Annotated in this window: 15 protein-coding genes and 1 riboswitch; of the genes, 5 read left to right on the forward strand and 10 right to left on the reverse strand. The window is 70.2% G+C overall.

Features of this window, described 5'->3' with window-relative positions:
• The first annotated feature begins 50 nt into the window (after window positions 1-50).
• A complete protein-coding gene (locus ABAZ39_RS08650; RefSeq protein WP_038528539.1) occupies window positions 51-848 on the forward strand; it encodes an EAL domain-containing protein in 798 nt (265 codons plus the stop codon).
• 5 nt (window positions 849-853) lie between these two features.
• On the opposite strand, the gene ABAZ39_RS08655 is transcribed toward ABAZ39_RS08650, so the two are convergent.
• Both ABAZ39_RS08655 and ABAZ39_RS08660 read right to left on the reverse strand, forming a co-directional pair.
• A complete protein-coding gene (locus ABAZ39_RS08655) occupies window positions 854-1,177 on the reverse strand; it encodes a hypothetical protein (protein ID WP_144243480.1) in 324 nt (107 codons plus the stop codon).
• A gap of 213 nt (window positions 1,178-1,390) precedes the next feature.
• On the reverse strand, window positions 1,391-4,738 hold the full coding sequence (locus ABAZ39_RS08660; protein ID WP_038528544.1) for a maltotransferase domain-containing protein: 3,348 nt from the start codon (window positions 4,736-4,738) through the stop codon (window positions 1,391-1,393).
• A gap of 244 nt (window positions 4,739-4,982) precedes the next feature.
• Between ABAZ39_RS08660 and ABAZ39_RS08665 the strand changes: the two genes are divergently transcribed.
• Window positions 4,983-5,810, forward strand: a complete 828-nt coding sequence (locus ABAZ39_RS08665; RefSeq protein WP_014240025.1) for a polyphosphate kinase 2 family protein — start codon at window positions 4,983-4,985, stop codon at window positions 5,808-5,810.
• A gap of 116 nt (window positions 5,811-5,926) precedes the next feature.
• Window positions 5,927-6,889, forward strand: coding sequence for a polyphosphate kinase 2 (ppk2, locus tag ABAZ39_RS08670; protein ID WP_038528546.1), 963 nt, complete (start codon window positions 5,927-5,929; stop codon window positions 6,887-6,889).
• Between the two features lie 21 nt (window positions 6,890-6,910).
• Here the strand turns inward: ppk2 and ABAZ39_RS08675 are convergent, their stop codons facing one another.
• From ABAZ39_RS08675 to ABAZ39_RS08700, 6 genes are all read right to left on the reverse strand, one after another.
• The gene (locus ABAZ39_RS08675; protein ID WP_247881558.1) at window positions 6,911-8,659 is read right to left on the reverse strand and encodes a chloride channel protein; all 1,749 of its coding nucleotides are present in this window, start codon (window positions 8,657-8,659) and stop codon (window positions 6,911-6,913) included.
• 151 nt (window positions 8,660-8,810) lie between these two features.
• Window positions 8,811-10,016, reverse strand: a complete 1,206-nt coding sequence (locus tag ABAZ39_RS08680) for a hypothetical protein (RefSeq protein WP_038528549.1) — start codon at window positions 10,014-10,016, stop codon at window positions 8,811-8,813.
• 160 nt (window positions 10,017-10,176) lie between these two features.
• Entirely contained in the window at window positions 10,177-10,884 is a 708-nt protein-coding gene (locus ABAZ39_RS08685; protein ID WP_038528552.1) for an ABC transporter ATP-binding protein, read from the reverse strand.
• Entirely contained in the window at window positions 10,884-12,551 is a 1,668-nt protein-coding gene (locus tag ABAZ39_RS08690; RefSeq protein ID WP_051657881.1) for a branched-chain amino acid ABC transporter ATP-binding protein/permease, read from the reverse strand. Before ABAZ39_RS08690 ends, ABAZ39_RS08685 begins: the two co-directional genes overlap by 1 nt.
• A 64-nt stretch (window positions 12,552-12,615) precedes the next feature.
• Window positions 12,616-13,500: a branched-chain amino acid ABC transporter permease gene (locus tag ABAZ39_RS08695; RefSeq protein WP_038528556.1), complete on the reverse strand. Its 885-nt coding sequence runs from the start codon at window positions 13,498-13,500 to the stop codon at window positions 12,616-12,618.
• 7 nt (window positions 13,501-13,507) lie between these two features.
• A complete protein-coding gene (locus tag ABAZ39_RS08700) occupies window positions 13,508-14,650 on the reverse strand; it encodes an ABC transporter substrate-binding protein (RefSeq protein ID WP_038528559.1) in 1,143 nt (380 codons plus the stop codon).
• A 69-nt stretch (window positions 14,651-14,719) separates the two neighbouring features.
• Window positions 14,720-14,817, reverse strand: a riboswitch (TPP riboswitch).
• 161 nt (window positions 14,818-14,978) lie between these two features.
• Here ABAZ39_RS08700 and ABAZ39_RS32915 point away from each other — a divergent pair.
• Window positions 14,979-15,356: an STAS domain-containing protein gene (locus ABAZ39_RS32915; RefSeq protein WP_051657882.1), complete on the forward strand. Its 378-nt coding sequence runs from the start codon at window positions 14,979-14,981 to the stop codon at window positions 15,354-15,356.
• Window positions 15,357-15,360: 4 nt separating this feature from the next.
• Here ABAZ39_RS32915 and ABAZ39_RS08710 read toward each other — a convergent pair whose 3' ends face one another.
• The gene (locus ABAZ39_RS08710; protein ID WP_038528562.1) at window positions 15,361-16,257 is read right to left on the reverse strand and encodes a DMT family transporter; all 897 of its coding nucleotides are present in this window, start codon (window positions 16,255-16,257) and stop codon (window positions 15,361-15,363) included.
• A gap of 190 nt (window positions 16,258-16,447) precedes the next feature.
• Here ABAZ39_RS08710 and ABAZ39_RS08715 point away from each other — a divergent pair, with 190 nt between their 5' ends.
• Complete coding sequence (locus tag ABAZ39_RS08715) at window positions 16,448-17,299, forward strand: phytoene desaturase family protein (protein ID WP_372684149.1); 852 nt, start codon at window positions 16,448-16,450, stop codon at window positions 17,297-17,299.
• Window positions 17,300-17,308: 9 nt separating this feature from the next.
• Here the strand turns inward: ABAZ39_RS08715 and deoA are convergent, their stop codons facing one another.
• On the reverse strand, window positions 17,309-18,631 hold the full coding sequence (gene deoA / locus ABAZ39_RS08720) for a thymidine phosphorylase (protein WP_038528565.1): 1,323 nt from the start codon (window positions 18,629-18,631) through the stop codon (window positions 17,309-17,311).
• Window positions 18,632-18,648 lie beyond the last annotated feature (17 nt).

Here is an 18,648-nt window from a genome sequence, read left to right on the forward strand (position 1 = left end):
ATACGTGCTATAATGAATTAACATAGAATCACCCCAAGAGAGAAACGGGCATGACGGCGGAGCGGATCAGGGGCGGCGGGTGCGGCGGGCAGTGCACCGAGGGATTGGGATTCGACTTCACCATGGCCTTTCAGCCCATCGTTGATGTCGGTGATGGGCCCGGCGGCGGACGGCCGTGGGCGCACGAGGCGCTGGTGCGCGGCCTCGACGGCCAGGGGGCCGGCTGGGTGCTGGGCCAGGTGACCGAGGCCAACCGCTACGCCTTCGACCAGGCCTGCCGGGTCAAGGCGATCGAGCTGGCCGCCAGCCTCGGCATGGGCCAGCAGCCCGACACCCGGCTGTCGATCAACTTCCTGCCCAACGCCGTCTACCAGCCCGAAGCCTGCATCCGCGCCACGCTCGCCGCCGCCAAGCGCACCGGCTTCCCGCCGGAGCGCATCATCTTCGAGGTGACGGAAAACGAGCGGGTCGTCGACGGCGCCCATCTGAAGTCGATCTTCACCGAATACAAGCGCCAGGGCTTCCACACCGCCATCGACGATTTCGGATCGGGCTATTCCGGCCTGAACCTGCTCGCCGAGTTCCAGCCGGACATCATCAAGCTGGACATGGAGCTGACCCGCTCCATCGACACCGACCGCGCCCGCCGCAGCATCGTCAGCGCCATCCTCACCGTGTGCCGCGATCTGGGGATCACCCCGGTGGCCGAGGGCATCGAAACGCCCGGCGAGGCGAGGGTACTGCGCGATCTGGGGATCACGCTGATGCAGGGCTATCTGTTCGCCCGCCCGGCGGTGGAACGGCTGGAGGCGACGCCCGTCATGGACTTCGAATTGGCGGTGGCCTGAGCGGGCTACAGCATCCGCGGGCGGCGCACCGCCCGCGGCCGTGGGGCGGCGTAACGCCCCCTTTGCTCGGTCGCGAGGGTCAGCGCCTCGTGCGCGATCAGGCGCCGGTAGTCACCGTCCACCCGCGAGAACATGGCGAAGGCGAACTTGACCGCGTCGGGCGTCGGACTGGTGGCGGCCTCGCGGAGCGCGTTGCGCAGCATGCGCAACTCCAGCACGCCTTTGACGCAGATGCGCTCGACCGCCTGAGCCAGGATGTCGATCGAACACAGGGACGCCTCGTCGTCGAGTCGGTACTGCACCCGTCCCTCGCCAGGAAGAACCGTCACGGACCGGCCGGGTTCTAGCTTGGGCTGGGCGGGAATGCCAGAGTTTCGGTGAGGCGGTGGTGTGGGGAGTGGTTGCGGCGAGCCCCCCTCCCGACCTCCCCCCGCTGCGCAGGGGGAGGAGTTAAGCCCTCCCCTGCAAAGCGGGGGAGGGTTCGTCGCGCGACGGGACGGCGTAGCGTCCGGGAGCGGTGTGGGCCCTACGCTCCCCCCTTCTCACCGCCCCGGCGGGCGGATGCGCCAGATCGCCGCCGGGTTCTGTTGCGGGTCCAGCCAGACATGCTGGAACTTGCCGATCCAGGTGAAGCGCTGGCCGGTGAACAGATCCTCCACCTGGACATGGGCGCCATCGTCCAGCCCCAGTTCCCACAACGGAACCTCGATGGTGCCGCCATGGCCGTTGTGCGGGTCGAGGTTCACCGCGATCAGGATCACGTTGTCCTTGCTCTCCGTCATCTTGCCGTAGAGCAGGATGTTGTCGTCGTAGGCGTTGTAGAACTTCAGGTTCGTGAACTTATGAAGCGCCGGGTTCTCCGCACGGATCCTGTTCAGCCGCGTGACGTAATCGACGATGTTGCCGGGCTTGTTCCAATCCCAGTGCCGGATCTCGTATTTTTCGGAGTGGTTGTACTCCTCCTTGCCCGGATAGGGGTCGGCCTCGCAGACGAAATACGGGGCATAGAGGCCGTAGACGCCCGACAAGGTCCCGGCCAGCACGGCACGCATCATGTGGGCGGGCCGTCCGCCATGGACCAGGATCGGCGGCAGGATGTCCGGCGTGTTGGCGAAGAAATTGGGCTGCATATAGTCCTTGGACTCGCCCTGGGTCAGCTCCGTCAGATACTCGGTCAGCTCCGCCTTGGTGTTGCGCCACGTGAAGTAGCTGTAGGACTGGGTGAAGCCGATCTTCGCCAGCCGCCGCATCAGCTTGGGGCGGGTAAAGGCCTCGGCGAGGAACAGCGCGTCGGGGAAGCGGTCCTGCACCTCGCGGATCATCCACTCCCAGAAGGGGAAGGGCTTGGTGTGCGGGTTGTCGACGCGGAAGATGCGCACCCCCTCGTCGCACCAGAACAGCACCACGTCGCGCAGCGCGTACCACAGGTCCGGGTAGGACTCGCGGTAGAAGCTGACGTTGACGATATCCTGGTACTTCTTGGGCGGGTTCTCGGCGTAGCGGATCGTGCCGTCGGGGCGCCAGTAGAACCACTGCGGGTGCGACTTGATCCAGGGATGGTCGGGGGAGCACTGGACGGCGAAGTCCAGCGCGATCTCGATCCCGTGCCGCCGCGCCTCCTTGACCAGCCGGCGGAAGCCCTCGAAGTCGCCGATCATCGGGTCGATGTCGGCGTGCCCGCCCTCCGAGGCACCGATGGCGTAGGGCACGCCGGGATCGTTCGGGCCGGGGTTCAGCGTGTTGTTGCGCCCCTTGCGGAAGCTGCGCCCGATCGGGTGGATCGGCGGGAAATACAGCACGTCGAAGCCCATGCCCCGGATGAAGGGCAGCATGTTCGACACGTCGTCGAAGGTGCCGGGCCGCGACGGGTCCGGGGAGGCCGAGCGCGGGAATATCTCGAACCACGCCGAATAGCGGGCCGCGGTGCGGTCCACATAGACCTCCAGATCGCAGCCGTAGCGGGACAGATACTGCCGCTCGCCATATTTGGCCATGGCTTGGCGCGGCTCGTCCGACAGGGCGTAGGCGGTCAGCTCCGCCCCCTGCAGGCTGTTCATCCGCTCGACCACCCGCTCCAGCGCGGCGCGGCCCTCGCCCTCGTTCAGCCCGACCGCGTGCTCGACGAAGCGGCGGCCCTCGATCAGCTCCAGCCCGACGTCGAGACCGGCGTCGTTCTTCTTCTTGAAGTCGGCGCGCCAGCTCTCCCAGACGTCGCGCCACGCCAGGATGCTGTACTGGTAGCGCGTGTTGCGGGTCAGCGGCAGCTTGCCGATCCAGCGGTCGTTGTCGAAGAAGGTCATGGGCACCTCGCGCCATTCCTCCTCGTCGACCGGGCGGTAGGTGACGGCGGCGCCGAGCACGAAGGTGCCGTCGGTGTAGATGTCCGCCCACACCTCCATCACGTCGCCGACCACCCGCTTGACCGGGAAGCGTCCGCCGTCCAGTTCCGGATAGACGTTCTCGATGGTGACGCGGCGGGAGGCCAGCTCGTCCATCCAAGCGCGGGTGGCGGAGTCGTGCTCCGCTCCGCGCTCGCCCAGATGGTTCAGCTCGATGGGGCGGCTCTGCGCCGGGCGGGCGCGGAAGACGCGCATCTCCAGCGGGCGCAGACGCAGGTCGCGGCCCGGCTCGAAGGGCAGCGGTGCGGCCTCCGGGGTCACGTCCTCGAAATCGGCGAAGCCGCCGCCGGTGCTGGCCAGCAGCGGGCCGGGGTCGATGGCGTGGGGCTGGTTCTCATCGGGGTTGATGAGCAGGACGGAACAGCCCTCCCCGCTCCCGTTGGCCCAGCCGCTGGTCTCGCGGATCAGCCCGATCACCGGGTTGTGCGGGGAGGTCACGCGCCGCTGCGGCCCTTCGACGTTCAGCGCCGGGCTGTCCGCCTTCATGGCGTTGACCGCCCCGATGAAGCCGGTCAGGTCCAACTTCGGCTGCTCCCAGTCGTCCGGCGTCGTGTTCACCACGTCCAGCTTGCGGGTGAAGCCGTATTCGAACCCCACCGGCATCATCACGCCGGTCGAGAAGGAGGCGGCGAACAGGTAGTGCATCTTCAGCTGGGCGGCCAGCCGCTCGGTGTCCTGGCTGCCGACCTCCGCCGCCAGACGGTCGGTGTCGTGGCTTTCCGGAAAGGCGATGGAGGGGGCGATCCAGCGGAACTCGTCATACTGGTCGAGCAGCCAGTCGGACTTGAAGTCCCACCATTTGGCGCTGTTGAACAGGAAGTCGAAGCCCGCGCCGCAGAGGTCGCGCACCTGCTCCACCGTGCAGCCCAGCGTCTCGGCGAAGAACTTGACCTCCGGATCGGCCTCGCGGGAGCGCTCGATCAGCGTCTTCCACACCTCCGCCGGGATCTGGTAGGCGGCGTCGCAGCGGAAGCCCTTCACGCCCAGCCCGATGTAATGGCGCAGGTAGCGCGTCCAATAGTCGGTCAGCCCCGCCCGGACCTCCAGCCGCTCGTAGTCGAGCATGGCGAGGTCGCCCCAGATGGTCACCCGCGACGGATCCACCGGGTCGACGGCCCGCGGGCTGTAGAGGTCGCCGTTGGCGTCGCGCCGGTACCAGTCCGGATGCTCCCCCACCAGGATCGCGTCCTTGGCGGTGTGGTTGATGACGAGATCGAGCATGACCGACTGGCCGTGCCGCCCCGCCTCGGCGATGAAGCCGCGCAGCAGCTCGTCCGGATGCTCCGGCGCGCCGCCCTGGATGCGGTCGTGCAGCCGGTAATAGTCCTTCACGGCGTAGAGGCTGCCGGAAAAGCCCGGATAGTGGATCGGGTTCAGGAACAGCCAGTCGAAGCCCATCCCCTGGATGCGGGGCAGATGCCCGGCCCAGTCGCGCATCGGGCCGACGAGCGTGGGAAACAGGTTGTAGATGCGCGGTCCGGCGGTGGCCATCGGGGAATTCCTCCTGGTCGGCAGCGGCACGCCAGCCGGTCGCCGCTGGTTGACAAGCGTGGCGCCTCCCGTGGATCGTCCAGAAGACCGTCACCGGCCGAAGGACCATCACCGGAAGGACCATCGCGAGGTTGCAACGCGCGCCCTGCGGGGCGCACGCGCTCAACCCCTGCGAAGCGCGAAGGTTCCGAAACCTGACACTTGGGCCAAAACACTTGGGCCAGACATTTCGAAAGGTGCGTGCATGGGCAACGGAAACGGCAAGATCCGTCTCGACAAGCTCGATATGACGGCGGAAGGCATCGGCAGCAAGGACGACTACGAACGCCGCCTCGCCAAACTCCAGAAGGACCTGCTGCACATCCAGCAGACCTACTGGCACGAGAAGCGCCGGGCCATCCTGGTGTTCGAGGGCTGGGACGCCGCCGGCAAGGGCGGCTGCATCCGCCGCCTGACCGAACCGCTCGACCCCCGCGGCTTCCATGTCTGGCCGATCGGCGCCCCAGCGGCGGACGAGCAGGGCAAGCACTACCTCTACCGCTTCTGGACCAAGCTGCCCGCCCCCGGCACCTTCGCCATCTTCGACCGCTCCTGGTACGGCCGCGTGCTGGTGGAGCGGGTGGAGGGCTTCGCCGAAAAGGAGCAATGGAAGCGCGCCTACGACGAGATCAACCAGTTCGAAAAGATGCTGACCGATGACGGGGTCCGCATCATCAAGATCTTCATGCACATCACGCCGGACGAGCAGCTCAACCGCTTCCGCGAGCGGCTGAGCAACCCCTACAAGCGCTGGAAGCTGACCGAGGAGGATTTGCGCAACCGCGCCCGCTGGGACGACTACAGCAAGGCCATCGAGGCGATGTTCGAGAAGACCTCGACCGAGGCGGCACCCTGGCAGGTCGTCCCCGCCAACTCCAAATGGCACGCCCGCCTGAAGGTCATGGAGATCGTCACCGAGGCGCTGAGCCGGGGCGTCAACGTCGCGCCGCCGCCCATCGACCTGACCGTCGCCCGGATCGCCGCGGAGGTGCTGGGCGTCCACCTGACCTTCGACGCGAAGGAGAAGGACTGACCGCCGGCGCCCTTGGCCTCGGTCACTTCGTCGCGGTGGGCGTGCGGGCGGTTGCCTGACGCGCCGGCATCTCCTAGCGTTGGTTCGCGGGTAAAACAATAAGCAGGGTGCGTTCGATGGACGAGGTCAAGACGGGTGCCGAGGCCAGGGCGGAGGACAAGCCGCGGAAGAAGCGCAAGGCGCTGAAGCTGAAGGACCTCGGGCTCGGCGTGCCGGCCACCGGCGGCGAGGTGCTGCGCGACGCCAAGGAGGTCGCGGCCATCGAATCCCACTGGCGCGGCCTCGGTGGCGGCAAGGCGGCGAAGGGCGGCAAGAAGGTCAAGTACATCGACGAGCTGGCCCGGCTGCAGTTCGAGCTGATCAAGCTCCAGGAATGGGTGCGGGTCAACGGCCTGAAGGTCTGCGTGCTGTTCGAAGGGCGCGACGCCGCCGGCAAGGGCGGCGTCATCAAGCGCATCACCGAAAGCCTCAACCCCCGCGTCTGCCGGATCGTGGCGCTCGGCACGCCGACCGAGAAGGAGCGCGGGCAATGGTACTTCCAGCGCTACGTGGCGCAGCTTCCCGCCAAGGGTGAGATCGTCCTGTTCGACCGCAGCTGGTACAACCGCGCCGGCGTCGAGCATGTCATGGGCTTCTGCACCGACGCGGAGTACCAGGAGTTCCTGCGCGCCTGCCCGCTGTTCGAGGAGATGCTGGTCCAGTCCGGCATCATCCTGATCAAATACTGGTTCTCGGTCAGCGACGAGGAGCAGGAGAAGCGCTTCACCGAGCGGATGCGCAACCCGATCAAGCGCTGGAAGCTCAGCCCGATGGACCTCGAATCGCGCAAGCACTGGGTCGAGTATTCCAAGGCCAAGGACGCCATGCTGGAGCACACCGACAAGAAGCTGACCCCCTGGTACATCGTCGACGCCGACGACAAGAAGAAGGCCCGGCTGAACTGCATCCACCATCTGCTGCAGCAGATCCCCTACCAGGACATCGCCCCGGTCGAGCTGGACTTGCCGCCGCGGCAGAGCGACGACGGCTACAAGCGGCCGAAGAAGTCGAAGCAGAACTGGGTGCCGGAGGTGTACTGACCACAGCCGCCAAACGGGCGGTCAGTCCCGCCCGTAGAGGCTGCGTTCGCCCAATTCCTCGCCGCGCTGCCGCTCCAGCTCCTGGCTGTAGCGGCGCAGGGCGTAGGCCTCGGTGACGTAGCCGACGATCCGGCGGTCGGTGGGCGACGTCACGACCGGCAAGGCCTCCACCTCGGCGCTGCAGAAGCGCTGGAGCACGCTGCGCACGTCGTCGCCCGGCCGCAGGAAGTCGTCGGCGTGCTTGGCCAACTCGCCGACCGGCGTCTTTGCGTCCTCGTCGCCGAGCGACGGGTCGTGGACGGCGCCCATGTCGATGATGCCGGCGTAGGACCCGTCCGGCTCCACCGCGAAGACGGTCTTGGCGGCGCCCAGCGGGTGCAAGCGGCGCAGCGTGTCCAGGGTCTGGGTGGTCAGGATCGTCTTCACGTCGCCACGCATCAGCCGCATCGCCGTCAGCTCCGACACCCAGCCGACGTCGTAGGCGCCGCGGATCGGCACGCCGCGCAGGTGGAAGCGCCACGTCGCGAAGGAATAGCCGAAGGCCTGCCGGACCACGGTGGTCGACACCACCACGCCGATCAGCACGCCGGACGCTGCCCAGAAATCCTGCGTCGCCTCCAGCACCAGAAGCACCATGGTGACCGGCGCGCCGATGATGCCGGCGGCCACCGCCCCCATGCCGGCCAGCACCAGCAGCATCCGGTCGAGCCCCAGCCCCGGCACCAGCAGCTCGACCACCCCATAGGCCAGCCCGCCGAACAGCCCGCCGAGAAGCAGCGAGGCGCTGAACAGCCCGCCGCGGAAGCCCGAACCGAGCGACAGGGCCGACGCGACGATCTTGGCGACCAGCAGGATCGCCATGGCCTCCAGTCCGCGGGCCAGCTGCGACGGATCGGCGCCGGGTCCGGCCCCCAGCACCTGCGGCACCGCCAGTGCCAGCGCGCCAAGAGCGAGCCCGCCCAGCGCAGGGCGCCCCCAGACCGGAATGGGCAGCGCGCGGAAACCGCGCTCGGCCACCGTCACCGCCTGCATGGCGAGGATGCTGAGCCAGCCGGCCAGGAAGCCGAGGACCCCGCAGGCGACATAGTCCCAGCCCTCCACCGCCACCGGGCGGCCGAAGAACAGGGCCGGCGACGGATCGGTCAGCCAGTGGGCCACCGCCACCGCGGCGACCGACGCCGCCCCGATCGGGGCCAGCGTGGCGATGGTGTAGCCACCCATGACCAGTTCGAAGGCATAGAAGGCGCCGGCCAGCGGCGCGCCGTAGGCGGCGGAAATGGCCGCCGCAGCCCCGCAGCCGACCAGCGTGCGCAAATCCGCCCGCCGCAGATGGAGCTTTTGGCCAAGTGTCGAGGCAATGCCCGCCCCCGCCTGGGTGTAGGCCGCCTCCATCCCCACCGACGCGCCGGAGCCGTTGGACAGCAGGGTCGCCAGGGTCAGGCGCAGGCTGTCGATCAGGGACATCTTGCCGCCGTAGAGGGCGTTCGCCTCGACCGGGTCGACGATGTCGTTCGAGCGCCAGCGCCGCACCAACTTCACCATCACGCCGAGCAGCAGGCCGCCGATGGCCGGCACCAGCAGGGTCCGCCAGGGGTCGGACAGCGCGGCCTCGCCCAGATCCTGCCCATGGGCGACCGAAAAGACGAAGGACTGCGTCCAGACCACGGCCTCGTGCAGCAGGGCGACGGCCAGCCCGACCCCGGCGCCGATGGCCCCGGCGAGCATCAGCACGCCCAGGACGCTGTCGCGCAGGCTCCGCCGTGTCAGCACCCTGAGGAACCGCCGGCCGGGGTTTCGTGCTCTGGTCAGGGCGCCCGCCGCATCCCCCGCGGAGCCCCGGATTCCCGTCATGTCGTCCGGCATGCCGGTCAATGTGTGCCCTGCCTCCGCGCCGTCAACCGCAGGGCGCGGACCTACCCCCTTAGGGCTTGCCCGTCTGGGCCGGCGCCGGAGAGGCCGGCGCCTGAGCCGAAGGCTGGGCGGACGGCGGGTTGACGGCGAGGCGGCGCAGAACCTCCGCCAGATTGTCGCGCACCTTGTCGGCCAGCCCGATGTCAGCCTCCTGCGCCTCGTGGAACAGGATCGTGAACAGGCGGCCCGGCGACAGGAAGAAGGTCAGCGAGACGTGCATCTTGCCCTCCTTCATCGCGCAATCCACCGAACCGGTGCGCAGCGCCAGACCGGGCAGATCCTCGACGGCGCTGAGCGACGCGGTCGGCGTGCCGCCCTCACAACGCTTCTTCATCGCGTCGACGTAGCCGGCGGACAGCTCCTCCAGCTTGGAGCCCTCCTCGACCATCCGCTCGCGGATGCCGCCGACGATCGGGCCGATGCGCCAGGCCATGTCGGCGGGGCGCTCGCCCTTCGGCACATTCTCCAGCGACACGCGCTTGACGTCGCGCACGCCGGCCGCCTTCAGCAGGTCGGCCAGCCCTTCCGGCAATTCGTCGGGGCGGGTCGCGACCTTCTTGGTGCGGGTGTCGATGGGCGGAACGGCGCCGGCCTTGTCCACGCAGGTCTTCAGGTCGGTGAGCACCTTCTTGGTGCCCTTCAGCGCGAAGGCCATGCGGTCGGCGTCGGAGGCGAAGACCACCTCCTTGCCGTTCATCAGGGCGGTGTAGAGTTCCTCGTCCTTGCCGTTGGGGATGACCAGCATGTCCGGCTTTGGCGCCAGGGCGCGGCGTTCGCGCGTCAGCTTGCCGTCGACCACGACCTTGACCTTCCACTGTTCGCCGCCCGGCAGCTCGGCGCCCGGGATGCCCATGCCGAGATTGACCTCGCCCTTGACGTTGCGCGCGATCATCAGGACATGGCCGGTGTCGAAGCGGCCCTCGATGGCGCAATAGGCGAACTTGCCGTCCCGGTCGCGCGACGGGCCGCCTTCCCAGCCATCCTCAAGCTCGGCCGGCCCGGTCTTCTCGGTGGGATCGGCGGCGGCCGGAGCCGACGGCGCCGACGGAGCGACGGTGCGGGGCGCCGGCGCCGGTCCGGAGGACGGCGCCGGGTAATACATGGTCGGCGGGTTCACGGGGACCAGCTCCGCCACCTGCGCCCCATCGGCGTGGGCGGCGGCGGCGCCCAGCAGAAGAAGGGAGGAGAGTGCAGCAGCGACGGCTTTGTCCAGCATGGCAGAGGTAATCCTTACGGGCGGGGCGACGCCGGAAGCTAGCCCCGCCGTTTGGGATCGGCAAGCGCAAGACGAGAAAGTCACGACAAAGATCCCGGCCTGTTGCCGCAATGCCGAATTGCGTCCGGCGCCGCCCTCGGCAACCGGTTTCCCCGCCCCGTCAGCCGCCCAGAAACGCGTCCCGCACCGCATCGGCGGGAAGGGTGTCCACCGGCCCGTCATGGACCGCCCGGCCGAGCCGCAGCAGCACGACGCGCCCGGCGGCGGACAGGGCGCGGGCGGCGCTCTGCTCGGCGACCAGAACCGCCGTTCCGGTCGCGGCGATGGCGCGGACGGCGGCGAAGACCTCCCCGGCCAGCTTGGGCGACAGGCCGAGCGACGGCTCGTCGAGCAGCAGGACCCGCGGGCGGCCCATCAGCGCGCGCCCCACCGCCAGCATCTGCTGCTGCCCGCCGGACAGGCGCCACGCCCGTTCCTCCGCCTTGCCCTCGAGCGCCGGGAACAGGGCGAAGACGCGCTCCAGGTCGCAGGCGCGCTCGGTCCGGCCCAGCCAGCTCGCCACCTCCAGATTGTCGCGCACACTCATGCCGGGGAAGACGCGCCGCCCCTCCGGCACATAGCCCAGGCCGCGGCGCACCCGCCGTTCCGGGGCGAGGGCGCCGATCTCCTCGCCCGCCAGCCGGACCCGCCCGCCCGTCGCCGGGACGAGGCCGAGGATGGCCTTCAGCAGCGTGGATTTGCCCGCCCCGTTGGCGCCCAGCAGGGCCACCGCCTCCCCGGCCGCCACGGACAGCGACAGCCGGTCCACCGCCACCGCCCCGCCATAGCCGGCGGACAGCTCTTCCACGCGCAAGAGAGGTTCGCTCATCACGCTCCCTCCCCCAGATAGGCGGCGACCACGGCGGGATCGTTGCGCACCCCCTCCGGCGGGCCGGCGTAGAGCGGGCGGCCCTGGTCCAGGCACAGCACATGGCCGGCGAGCGGCAGCAGGAAGCCCATGTCGTGCTCTACCACCAGCAGCGCGGTGCCGGTGGCGGCGATGGCGCGCAGGTGACCGGCCAGTTCCGCCTTCTCCCCGTCGGTCAGCCCCGCCGCCGGCTCGTCGAGCAGCAGTACGGCGGGCTGGCGGGCCAGCGCGCGAGTCAGCTCCACCCGGCGGCGCAGCGCCGCGGGCAGTCCGGCACAGGGCTTCCCAGCGAGGTCCGCCGCGCCCAGCCGCTCCAGCGCCCACAAGGCGTGGGCCTCGGCCTGGGCGATCGAGCCGTCGCGCTCCAGCCGTGCCGCGGCCACGGCGGCCAGGACGCTCGCGCCCTCCGGCAGGCTGACCGCCTGGAAGGTGCGGGCGATCCCGGCGCGGGCGATGCGGTCGGGCCGCTGTCCAGCCAGGTTCTTCCCACCCATCAGCACCCGCCCGCCGTCCGGCGTCTCCAGGCCGGAGATCAGGTTGACCAGCGTCGTCTTGCCGGAACCGTTGGGGCCGATCAGCCCGGTGATGGTCCCGGCCTCCAGCGTCAGCGACACGCCGTCCACCGCCCGCACGCCGCCGAAGCCCTTGATCAGCCCCTCGACCCGCAGCAAAGGCCCGTTCGGAATGGCCTTTTCCGGCGGCGCTTCGGGCCTGGGCATCGACGCCGGGCGGGCCGGGAACAGCCGGTCGAGCAGGCCGGTCAGCCCGTGCGGCGCCAGCACGATGGTGGCAAGCAGCGCCACGCCATAGACGATCAGATAGCTGCGCTCCAGGAAGCGGAACCACTCCGGCAGGTGGAGCAGCAGCACCGCCCCCAGGATCGCCCCGGCCACCCGCCCCCGCCCGCCGACCACGGCGATGGTCAGGACGGAGACCATGACCGGAAATTCCAGCACCTCCGGCGAGACGACGCGCTGGGTGTGCACCGCCAAGGCGCCCGCCGCCCCGGTATAGACGGCGCTCAGCGCGAAAGCGGCCAGCCGCAGTCCGCCGACGTCCAGACCCAGCGTGCCCGCGGCCAGCGGGTCGTCGCGCACCAGCGTCAGCGCCCGCCCCCAGCGCCCGCGCGCCAATCTCCAGGCGAGCAACCCGCCCAGCGCCACGAAGCCCCAGACCACCGCCGCCAGCGGCAGGCCGCGCGGCACCGCCCAACCAAACAGGACGATGCCCGGCACCCCCGGCAATCCGTTGGCGCCGCCGGTCAGGCCGGGGCTGTTGACCGCCAGCAGATGGACAACCTGCGCGATGCCCAGCGTCGCCAGCGCGAAGTAATGGGATTCCAGCCGCAGCACCGGCAGTCCGACCAGCAGGGCCAGCAGCAGCGGCACCAGCAGCGACACCGGGAAGGTCGCGGCGAAGCCCCACCCCCACTGGCTGCCCAGGATGCCGGTGGCGTAGGCCCCGATTCCGAAGAAGGCGCCATGGGCCAGCGACAGCGCCCCGCCCAGCCCGAACACGATCTGGAACCCGATGGCGGCCAGCGCGTACACCCCCGCCACGGTCAACACGCGCAGCCCGTAGGGCGACGCGTACAGCAGCGCGTACGCCAGCAGCACCGCAAGCATCATTCCCTCCCCCGCCCAGCGGGGGAGGGTCAGGGTGGGGGCCAGCGCCCACAACTTGCACACGCCCTTACGCACGGCGCCGCGCCGCCTCCCCGAACAGCCCCTGCGGGCGGGCGACCAGGATGATCAGCAGCGTGGCGTAGAGCAGCCCCAGCGCCACCGGATAGGACAGCACCGACGACACTCCCACCTCGAACAGCGCGATCAGCAGCGCGCCGGCCACCGCTCCGGGGACGGAACCCCAGCCGCCGATGGTCACGGCGATGTAGGCCTTAAGGATCAGGTCACCACCCGCCGTCGGCGTGACGAAGTAGCGGTTGGCGAGCAGCAGCCCCGCCGCCCCGGCGAAGGCGGTGCCGAGCGCGAAGGTGATCAGGATCATCGCCGTCACCGGCACGCCGCAGGCCCGCGCCATCTCCGGGTCCTGGGCCGTGGCGCGCAGGCGCCGGCCGAGCTGGGTCCGCCCGAACAGCCATTGCTGCCCGGCGATGAGCAGAGCGGCAACGGCGATGATGGCCAGCGACTGCTCCGCCACCACCAGCCCACCGAGGTCGAGCGTTCCCCCGCTCAGCAGCGGCGGTGCCGCCCGCGGTTCCGGCCCGAACAGGACGGAGGCGCCGTTCTGCAGGATGATGCCCGCCGCGATGGTGCTGATGAAGACCGCCACCGGTGGGCGGCGCCGCAGCGGCAGATAGGCCGCAGCCGCCAGCAGCAGCCCCAGCCCGGCCATCAGCACCAGCACCACCGGCAGCAGGAGCAGCCCGGGCAGCGGCAGATACCCCGGCAGATGCGGCGCCAGCGCCACGCCGAGCAGCCCGCCGGCCATCACGAGATCGCCCTGCGCGAAATTCACCGCCGCGGTGGCGTTCAGCACCAGCACGAAGCCCAGCGCGACCAGCGCGTAGGCCGCGCCCAGGGCGAGGCCGTTGACGAGAAGCTGCAGGGTGATCAAGGCCCGCTCACTTCACCGCGCCGGTCACCACACCGGTCAGGTTGTCGTAGCGCTTGGCGATCGCCGGCACCCGTGAGGCGCCGTCGTAGCAAACGATCACCGCGGAATGCGCCATGTTGCCCTTACCGTCCGACCGGTAGGTCATGGCGAGGCCCTGGTGGGTCCCGCCGGACAGAGCCTTGCGCACCGCCTCCGCGTTCTCCGCGCCGCCCTGCACCGCCGCCAGCACCATGCGGATGCCGTCATACTGGCCGAGCGCGAAGGCGTCCGGCTCCGCGTTGAAGGCGGCGCGGTAGGCGGCGGTGAAGGCCTCCACCTCCGGGTTGCCGCCGGAGATCGGCGAGGCCGCCGTCTCGGCGCAGACGCCCTTCAGCTCGGCTGGCTCCAGAAGCGCCGCGGTGCTCGGTTGGTGCATGGCGGAGCCGGCGACGATCGGCACCGCCACCCCGTTGGCCGCCGCCTGCCGGATGAACAGGGCGGTCGGGCCGGAATGCAGATGCAGCACCAACACGTCGGGCTTGGCCGCCAGCGCCTTGGTCAGGACTGGCAGCAGATCCTTGGCGGCGGGGTCCACCCCCTCCTCGAACACCGGCTCGACGCCCAACTTTTTGAAGGCCTGCTCCAGATGGGCCTTGCCGCTCTGCCCGTAGGCGGTGGTCTGGTAGATGACCGCCGGGCGCTTCTTGCCCAATTCCTCCGTCACGTAGCGGGCATGGGCCTCCTTGGTCACCGCGTCGCCGGGGAAGAAGCGGAAAACCCAGGGGTTGCCCTGCTCGGTGATGCTCGCCGTGCCGGAGACCGTGACCAGCGGAATGCCGTAATCCTGGGCCAGCGGCAGCATCGCCAGCATCTGCGTGCCCAGCATGCTGGCCGCCACCGCCGTGACCTTGCCGCCTGCCGCGCGCTCCAGCGCCGTGACCGCGGCCTCCGGCGAGGTGCCGGTGTCGATCACCTCCGACCGCACCGCGACACCCGCGGGCGCGTCCTTCAGCGCCAGGACGGCGCCGTTGCGCTGGCTCGTCCCCTCCAGCGACAGGAAGCCGGTCAACGGCACCAGCACGGGGACCGAGGCCTCGCCCGCCCGCGCCGCACCGGACAGGAGGGACGCAGAAAAGACCGTTGCCGAGAGGATGGAAAGGAAGCGCCGCATGGATGTGTCTCCTCCTGCCCGGCGAAGAACCGCGCGAGGACGAGGAGGCCAGGGGTGTAGCGGCGGCACAGCCTCGAACGCTTGGCTCCCTTCGCTGGCATGACCCAGATCAGGTTCGATGGGTGTGGTCTCAGCCCGCCTTTCGGCAGGCACCCCAGCCGTTCGTGTGCACAGTGTGAGCCCGGCGCGCGGCTGTCAAGCGGCGGCCCGGCGCCTTTTCACAATTTCGCAACGCAACAGACACCGGAGAGTCGCGCTTCCCGTGGTTCCTTCCGCCGCCCCCGGCCCGCGCCGGACCGTCGCCCCAACCGGAAAGTCGTCACGAAGCATGCGGCCTACCCCGTCGCACAGCACCGTCAGCCTGCACCCCTTCGCCACGGCGCAGGGCGGATACGGACTGCGCGCCGTCCTGTCGGGGCGGGTCGACCACGCCGCCCTGCCCGGCCTGACGCCGCTGCTCCGCCGCGTCGCGGAGGCGCGGGCAGTGACCCTGTGCGTCGATCTGGGGCGGGTGGAGTTCCTCGATTCCTGCGGCATCGGCATTTTGCTGGCGCTCCGCAATGCGGTGCTCGACCACGGCGGCGCCATCGCCTTCGAAAATCACCCGCCGCGGATCCGGCGCGTGCTGGAACGCAGCCGGATCGTCGCCCTGACGGACTCCCCGCGCATCATTGACGGCGGGCTGGCGCTTCCCGCCGCCGCCTGACCCGTCAGTCGCCGCGGCGCAGCGTTTCCCGATAGAGGATGTAGAGCCCGCTGGCGATGATGATCCCGGCACCGGCCAGCACCGTGGGGGTCGGCACGTCGCCGAAGACCAGGAAGCCGAGCAGGGTCGCCCAGATCATCCCCGTGTATTCGAAGGGCGCCACCACCGCGGCGCGGCCCAGGCGGAAGGCCTGGGTCATCAGCACCTGCGCCGCGCCGCCCAGCGTGCCGACCAGAAGCATCAGCCCCAGGTCGAAGCCGCCCGGCTGCACCCAGTCGGGGATCGCCGCCACGCCGCTCACCACCGTGGTGGTCAGCAGCAGATAGACGACGATGGCCGTGTTGCTCTCCGTCCGCGACAGGCCGCGCACCGCGATCATCGCCAGCGCGTAGAAGAAGGCTGCGGCCACGCCGACGAGAATCGGCAGGAGCGGCGCGTCGGCCTCCGGACGGGCCATCACCACCACGCCGCCGAACCCGACCAGCACCGCCGCCCAACGCCGCCAGCCCACCGGCTCGCCGAGCAGCGGCATGGACAGCGCCGTGATGAACAGCGGCCCGGCGAAGCTCAGCACATAGACCTCGGCCAGCGGCAGATGCTTGAAGGCGTAGAAGAAGCAGCCCATCGACAGCAGCCCGGCCAGCGAACGGAAGACGTGGGCGACCGGGCGCCGTGTGCGCATCCCGCCCCACCCGCTGCGCGCCACCGAGATGCCGCCGACCAGCACCACCGCCACCACCGACCGCGCGAACATGAGCTGCGCCACCGGATAGCCGCTGCTCAGGTATTTGATGAGCGTGTCCATGCCCGCGAACAGGAAGATGGCCAACACGAAGCAGCCAATGGCGCGGCGTGTATCGTCGCTGGCGGCGGCGGCGGGAAGAGCGGCGGCTTGGGTCATGATTGCACAGTATATGAGCAGCCCGGATGCTGCCCAATGCCGCAACCGCAGGTCTGGCCCGCGCCACATCGCCCGGAGGCCACATTGCCCAGAGAAAGCACCGGCGTTTCACGCTTCGTGAATCGACGTTCGGGCGTTTGGCGAAGCGGCCCCGGCCTTTCGCGGATCGGCGCTGGCCCCGTCCGGTGCCTTGGACAGTCTGGCGGGCGTCACCACCGCAAGGGTCCGTCATGCCGTCCGTAGCCTCGCTCACCGCCACACTCGCCACCAAGGTGAAAGCCGCCGCCTGCCGTTTCCTGCCGGAGCGGGTCATTGCCCCGAGGTCCGGCTGTGCACCCCCGTCCGCCGCATCCTGGTCGAGGACGGCCGGGCCGCCGGGGTCGAAATCATGGACGAGGAGCGCATCGCCGCCGCCGCAGTGATCTCCAACGCCGACGCCCGGCGGACCCTGCTGGAGCTGGTGGGGGAGGAGCATCTGCCCGCCGGGAGCGCGGATCAATATCGCGCACTGCGCCCCTCGACCTCCGCCTTCATGGTCACGCTGGCGCTGGACATCCGCCCGGACCTGCCGGCCATGATCTTTCTGAAGGATGCAGGGATGGCGCTGGCCCTGCCGTCGGCCCATGACGCCAGTCTGGCGCCGCCGGGCTGCGCGGCGCTGACGCTGATGCGGTTGGACCCGGTGGGCGCCGCCTGGGACCGCTCCGCCCCTGACTACCGCGCGCGGAAAACGCGGGAGGGCGACGCGATGATCACCGCGGCCGCCGCCGTGATCCCGGATCTGGAGCGCCACATCCTGCACCGGCAGGACGCCAGCGCCGCCACCTTCGCCCGCTACGCCCACACGACGGAAGGGGCGATCTATGGCACCGATCCGGCGCTCCCCGCCAAGTCACCGGTGCCCGGCTTGCTGCTGGCCGGCGGCGGGGTCTTCCCCGGTTCGGGGGTGGAGGCTTGCGTCATCTCGGGCCGCCTTGCCGCGGAGGCTCTGGTCGGGCCGGTGCGGGCGCGGCAGGCCGAGGACGGACGCCGCGCCGCGTGAAGCCGCCCCCTACAGCCGGATGCGGTCGGCGATCAGCGGCCCGGCCGGCGGAGCGCTGTCGGCCACGGTGAAGGCGCGACGGAGCAGCGCCGCCGCGTCCTCCGCCTGCGCCGCGCTGCGGGCATGAACGACGGCAAGCGGGCGCTCCGCCGGCCCCACCGAAGCCCCCAGCCCGACGACATCGGCCAGCCCGACCGCGAAGTCGATGGGATCGGTCGTCTTGGTCCGCCCGCCGCCCAGGGCCACCACGGCGATGCCGACCGCCCGTACGTCGATGGCCGCCACCACGCCCGCCCGCTCGGCGAAGACCGGCTGGACGACGGGGGCGGTATCCAGATAACGGTCCGGCGCGTCCAGCAGGTCCGCCGGGCCGCCCAGCGCGTGGACCATCCGGGCGAAGCGCTCAGCGGCCTGCCCGCTGGCCATCGCCGCATCGAAGCGGGCGCGGCCGGCGTCGGCGTCGGGAACCAGCCCGGCCAGAACCAGCAGTTCGGCGGCCTGGGCGGCGGTGACCTCGTAGAGCCGGGAGTCGGCTGCGCCGCCGCGCAGGATGTCGATGCACTCCCGCATCTCCAGCGCGTTGCCGGCGGTCAGGCCCAGCACCTCGTTCATGTCGGTCAGCAGCGCGACGGTGGGCAGCCCGGCGCCCTCGGCCACGGTGACGAGGCTGTCGGCCAGTTCCCGCGCCTTGGCGATGTCGGGCAGGAAGGCTCCGGAACCGAACTTCACGTCCATCACCAGCGCGTCCAGCCCCGCCGCCAGCTTCTTCGACAGGATCGAGGAGGTCAGCAGGTCGATGGTCTCCACCGTCGCCGTCACGTCGCGGATGGCGTAGAGGCGGCGGTCGGCGGGGGCGATGTCGTCGGTGGCGCCGATCACCGCGCATCCGACCTCCTTCACCACCCGCTCCAGCGTCGCCCGGTCGGGCTTGGCGCGGTAGCCGGGGATGCTCTCGAACTTGTCGAGCGTGCCGCCGGTGTGGCCAAGCCCGCGCCCCGACACCATCGGCACGAAGCCGCCGCAGGCGGCCAGCGCCGGGGCGAGGATCAGGCTGACCTTGTCGCCGACGCCGCCGGTCGAATGCTTGTCGACCACCGGTCCCGGCAGGTCCAGATGGTCCCAGCGCATCACCGTCCCGGAATCCCGCATGGCCAGCGTCAGGGCCACCCGCTCCTCCAGCGTCATGCCGCGGAAGAAGACGGCCATGGCGAAAGCCGCTGCCTGCCCTTCGCTGACGGAGCCGTCGGTGATGCCGCGCACGAAGGCGCCGATCTCCGCCGCGTCCAGGCGTGCGCCGTCGCGCTTCTTGCGAATCAGTTCCTGGGGAAGCATCCGTGCGTCCGTTCCGT

Origin of the sequence: Azospirillum argentinense, from assembly GCF_000632475.1 — a bacterium.
GTDB lineage: Bacteria > Pseudomonadota > Alphaproteobacteria > Azospirillales > Azospirillaceae > Azospirillum > Azospirillum baldaniorum.

What these genes read in the sequence shown, in the direction of transcription:
- ABAZ39_RS08650 (WP_038528539.1), top strand. Translation starts at nt 51, where the DNA reads ATGACGGCGGAGCGGATCAGGGGCGGCGGGTGCGGCGGGCAGTGCACC.
- ABAZ39_RS08660 (WP_038528544.1), bottom strand. Translation starts at nt 4,738, where the DNA reads ATGGCCACCGCCGGACCGCGCATCTACAACCTGTTTCCCACGCTCGTC.
- ABAZ39_RS08665 (WP_014240025.1), top strand. Translation starts at nt 4,983, where the DNA reads ATGGGCAACGGAAACGGCAAGATCCGTCTCGACAAGCTCGATATGACG.
- ppk2 (WP_038528546.1), top strand. Translation starts at nt 5,927, where the DNA reads ATGGACGAGGTCAAGACGGGTGCCGAGGCCAGGGCGGAGGACAAGCCG.
- ABAZ39_RS08680 (WP_038528549.1), bottom strand. Translation starts at nt 10,016, where the DNA reads ATGCTGGACAAAGCCGTCGCTGCTGCACTCTCCTCCCTTCTTCTGCTG.
- ABAZ39_RS08685 (WP_038528552.1), bottom strand. Translation starts at nt 10,884, where the DNA reads ATGAGCGAACCTCTCTTGCGCGTGGAAGAGCTGTCCGCCGGCTATGGC.
- ABAZ39_RS08690 (WP_051657881.1), bottom strand. Translation starts at nt 12,551, where the DNA reads ATGATGCTTGCGGTGCTGCTGGCGTACGCGCTGCTGTACGCGTCGCCC.
- ABAZ39_RS08700 (WP_038528559.1), bottom strand. Translation starts at nt 14,650, where the DNA reads ATGCGGCGCTTCCTTTCCATCCTCTCGGCAACGGTCTTTTCTGCGTCC.
- ABAZ39_RS32915 (WP_051657882.1), top strand. Translation starts at nt 14,979, where the DNA reads ATGCGGCCTACCCCGTCGCACAGCACCGTCAGCCTGCACCCCTTCGCC.
- ABAZ39_RS08710 (WP_038528562.1), bottom strand. Translation starts at nt 16,257, where the DNA reads ATGACCCAAGCCGCCGCTCTTCCCGCCGCCGCCGCCAGCGACGATACA.
- deoA (WP_038528565.1), bottom strand. Translation starts at nt 18,631, where the DNA reads ATGCTTCCCCAGGAACTGATTCGCAAGAAGCGCGACGGCGCACGCCTG.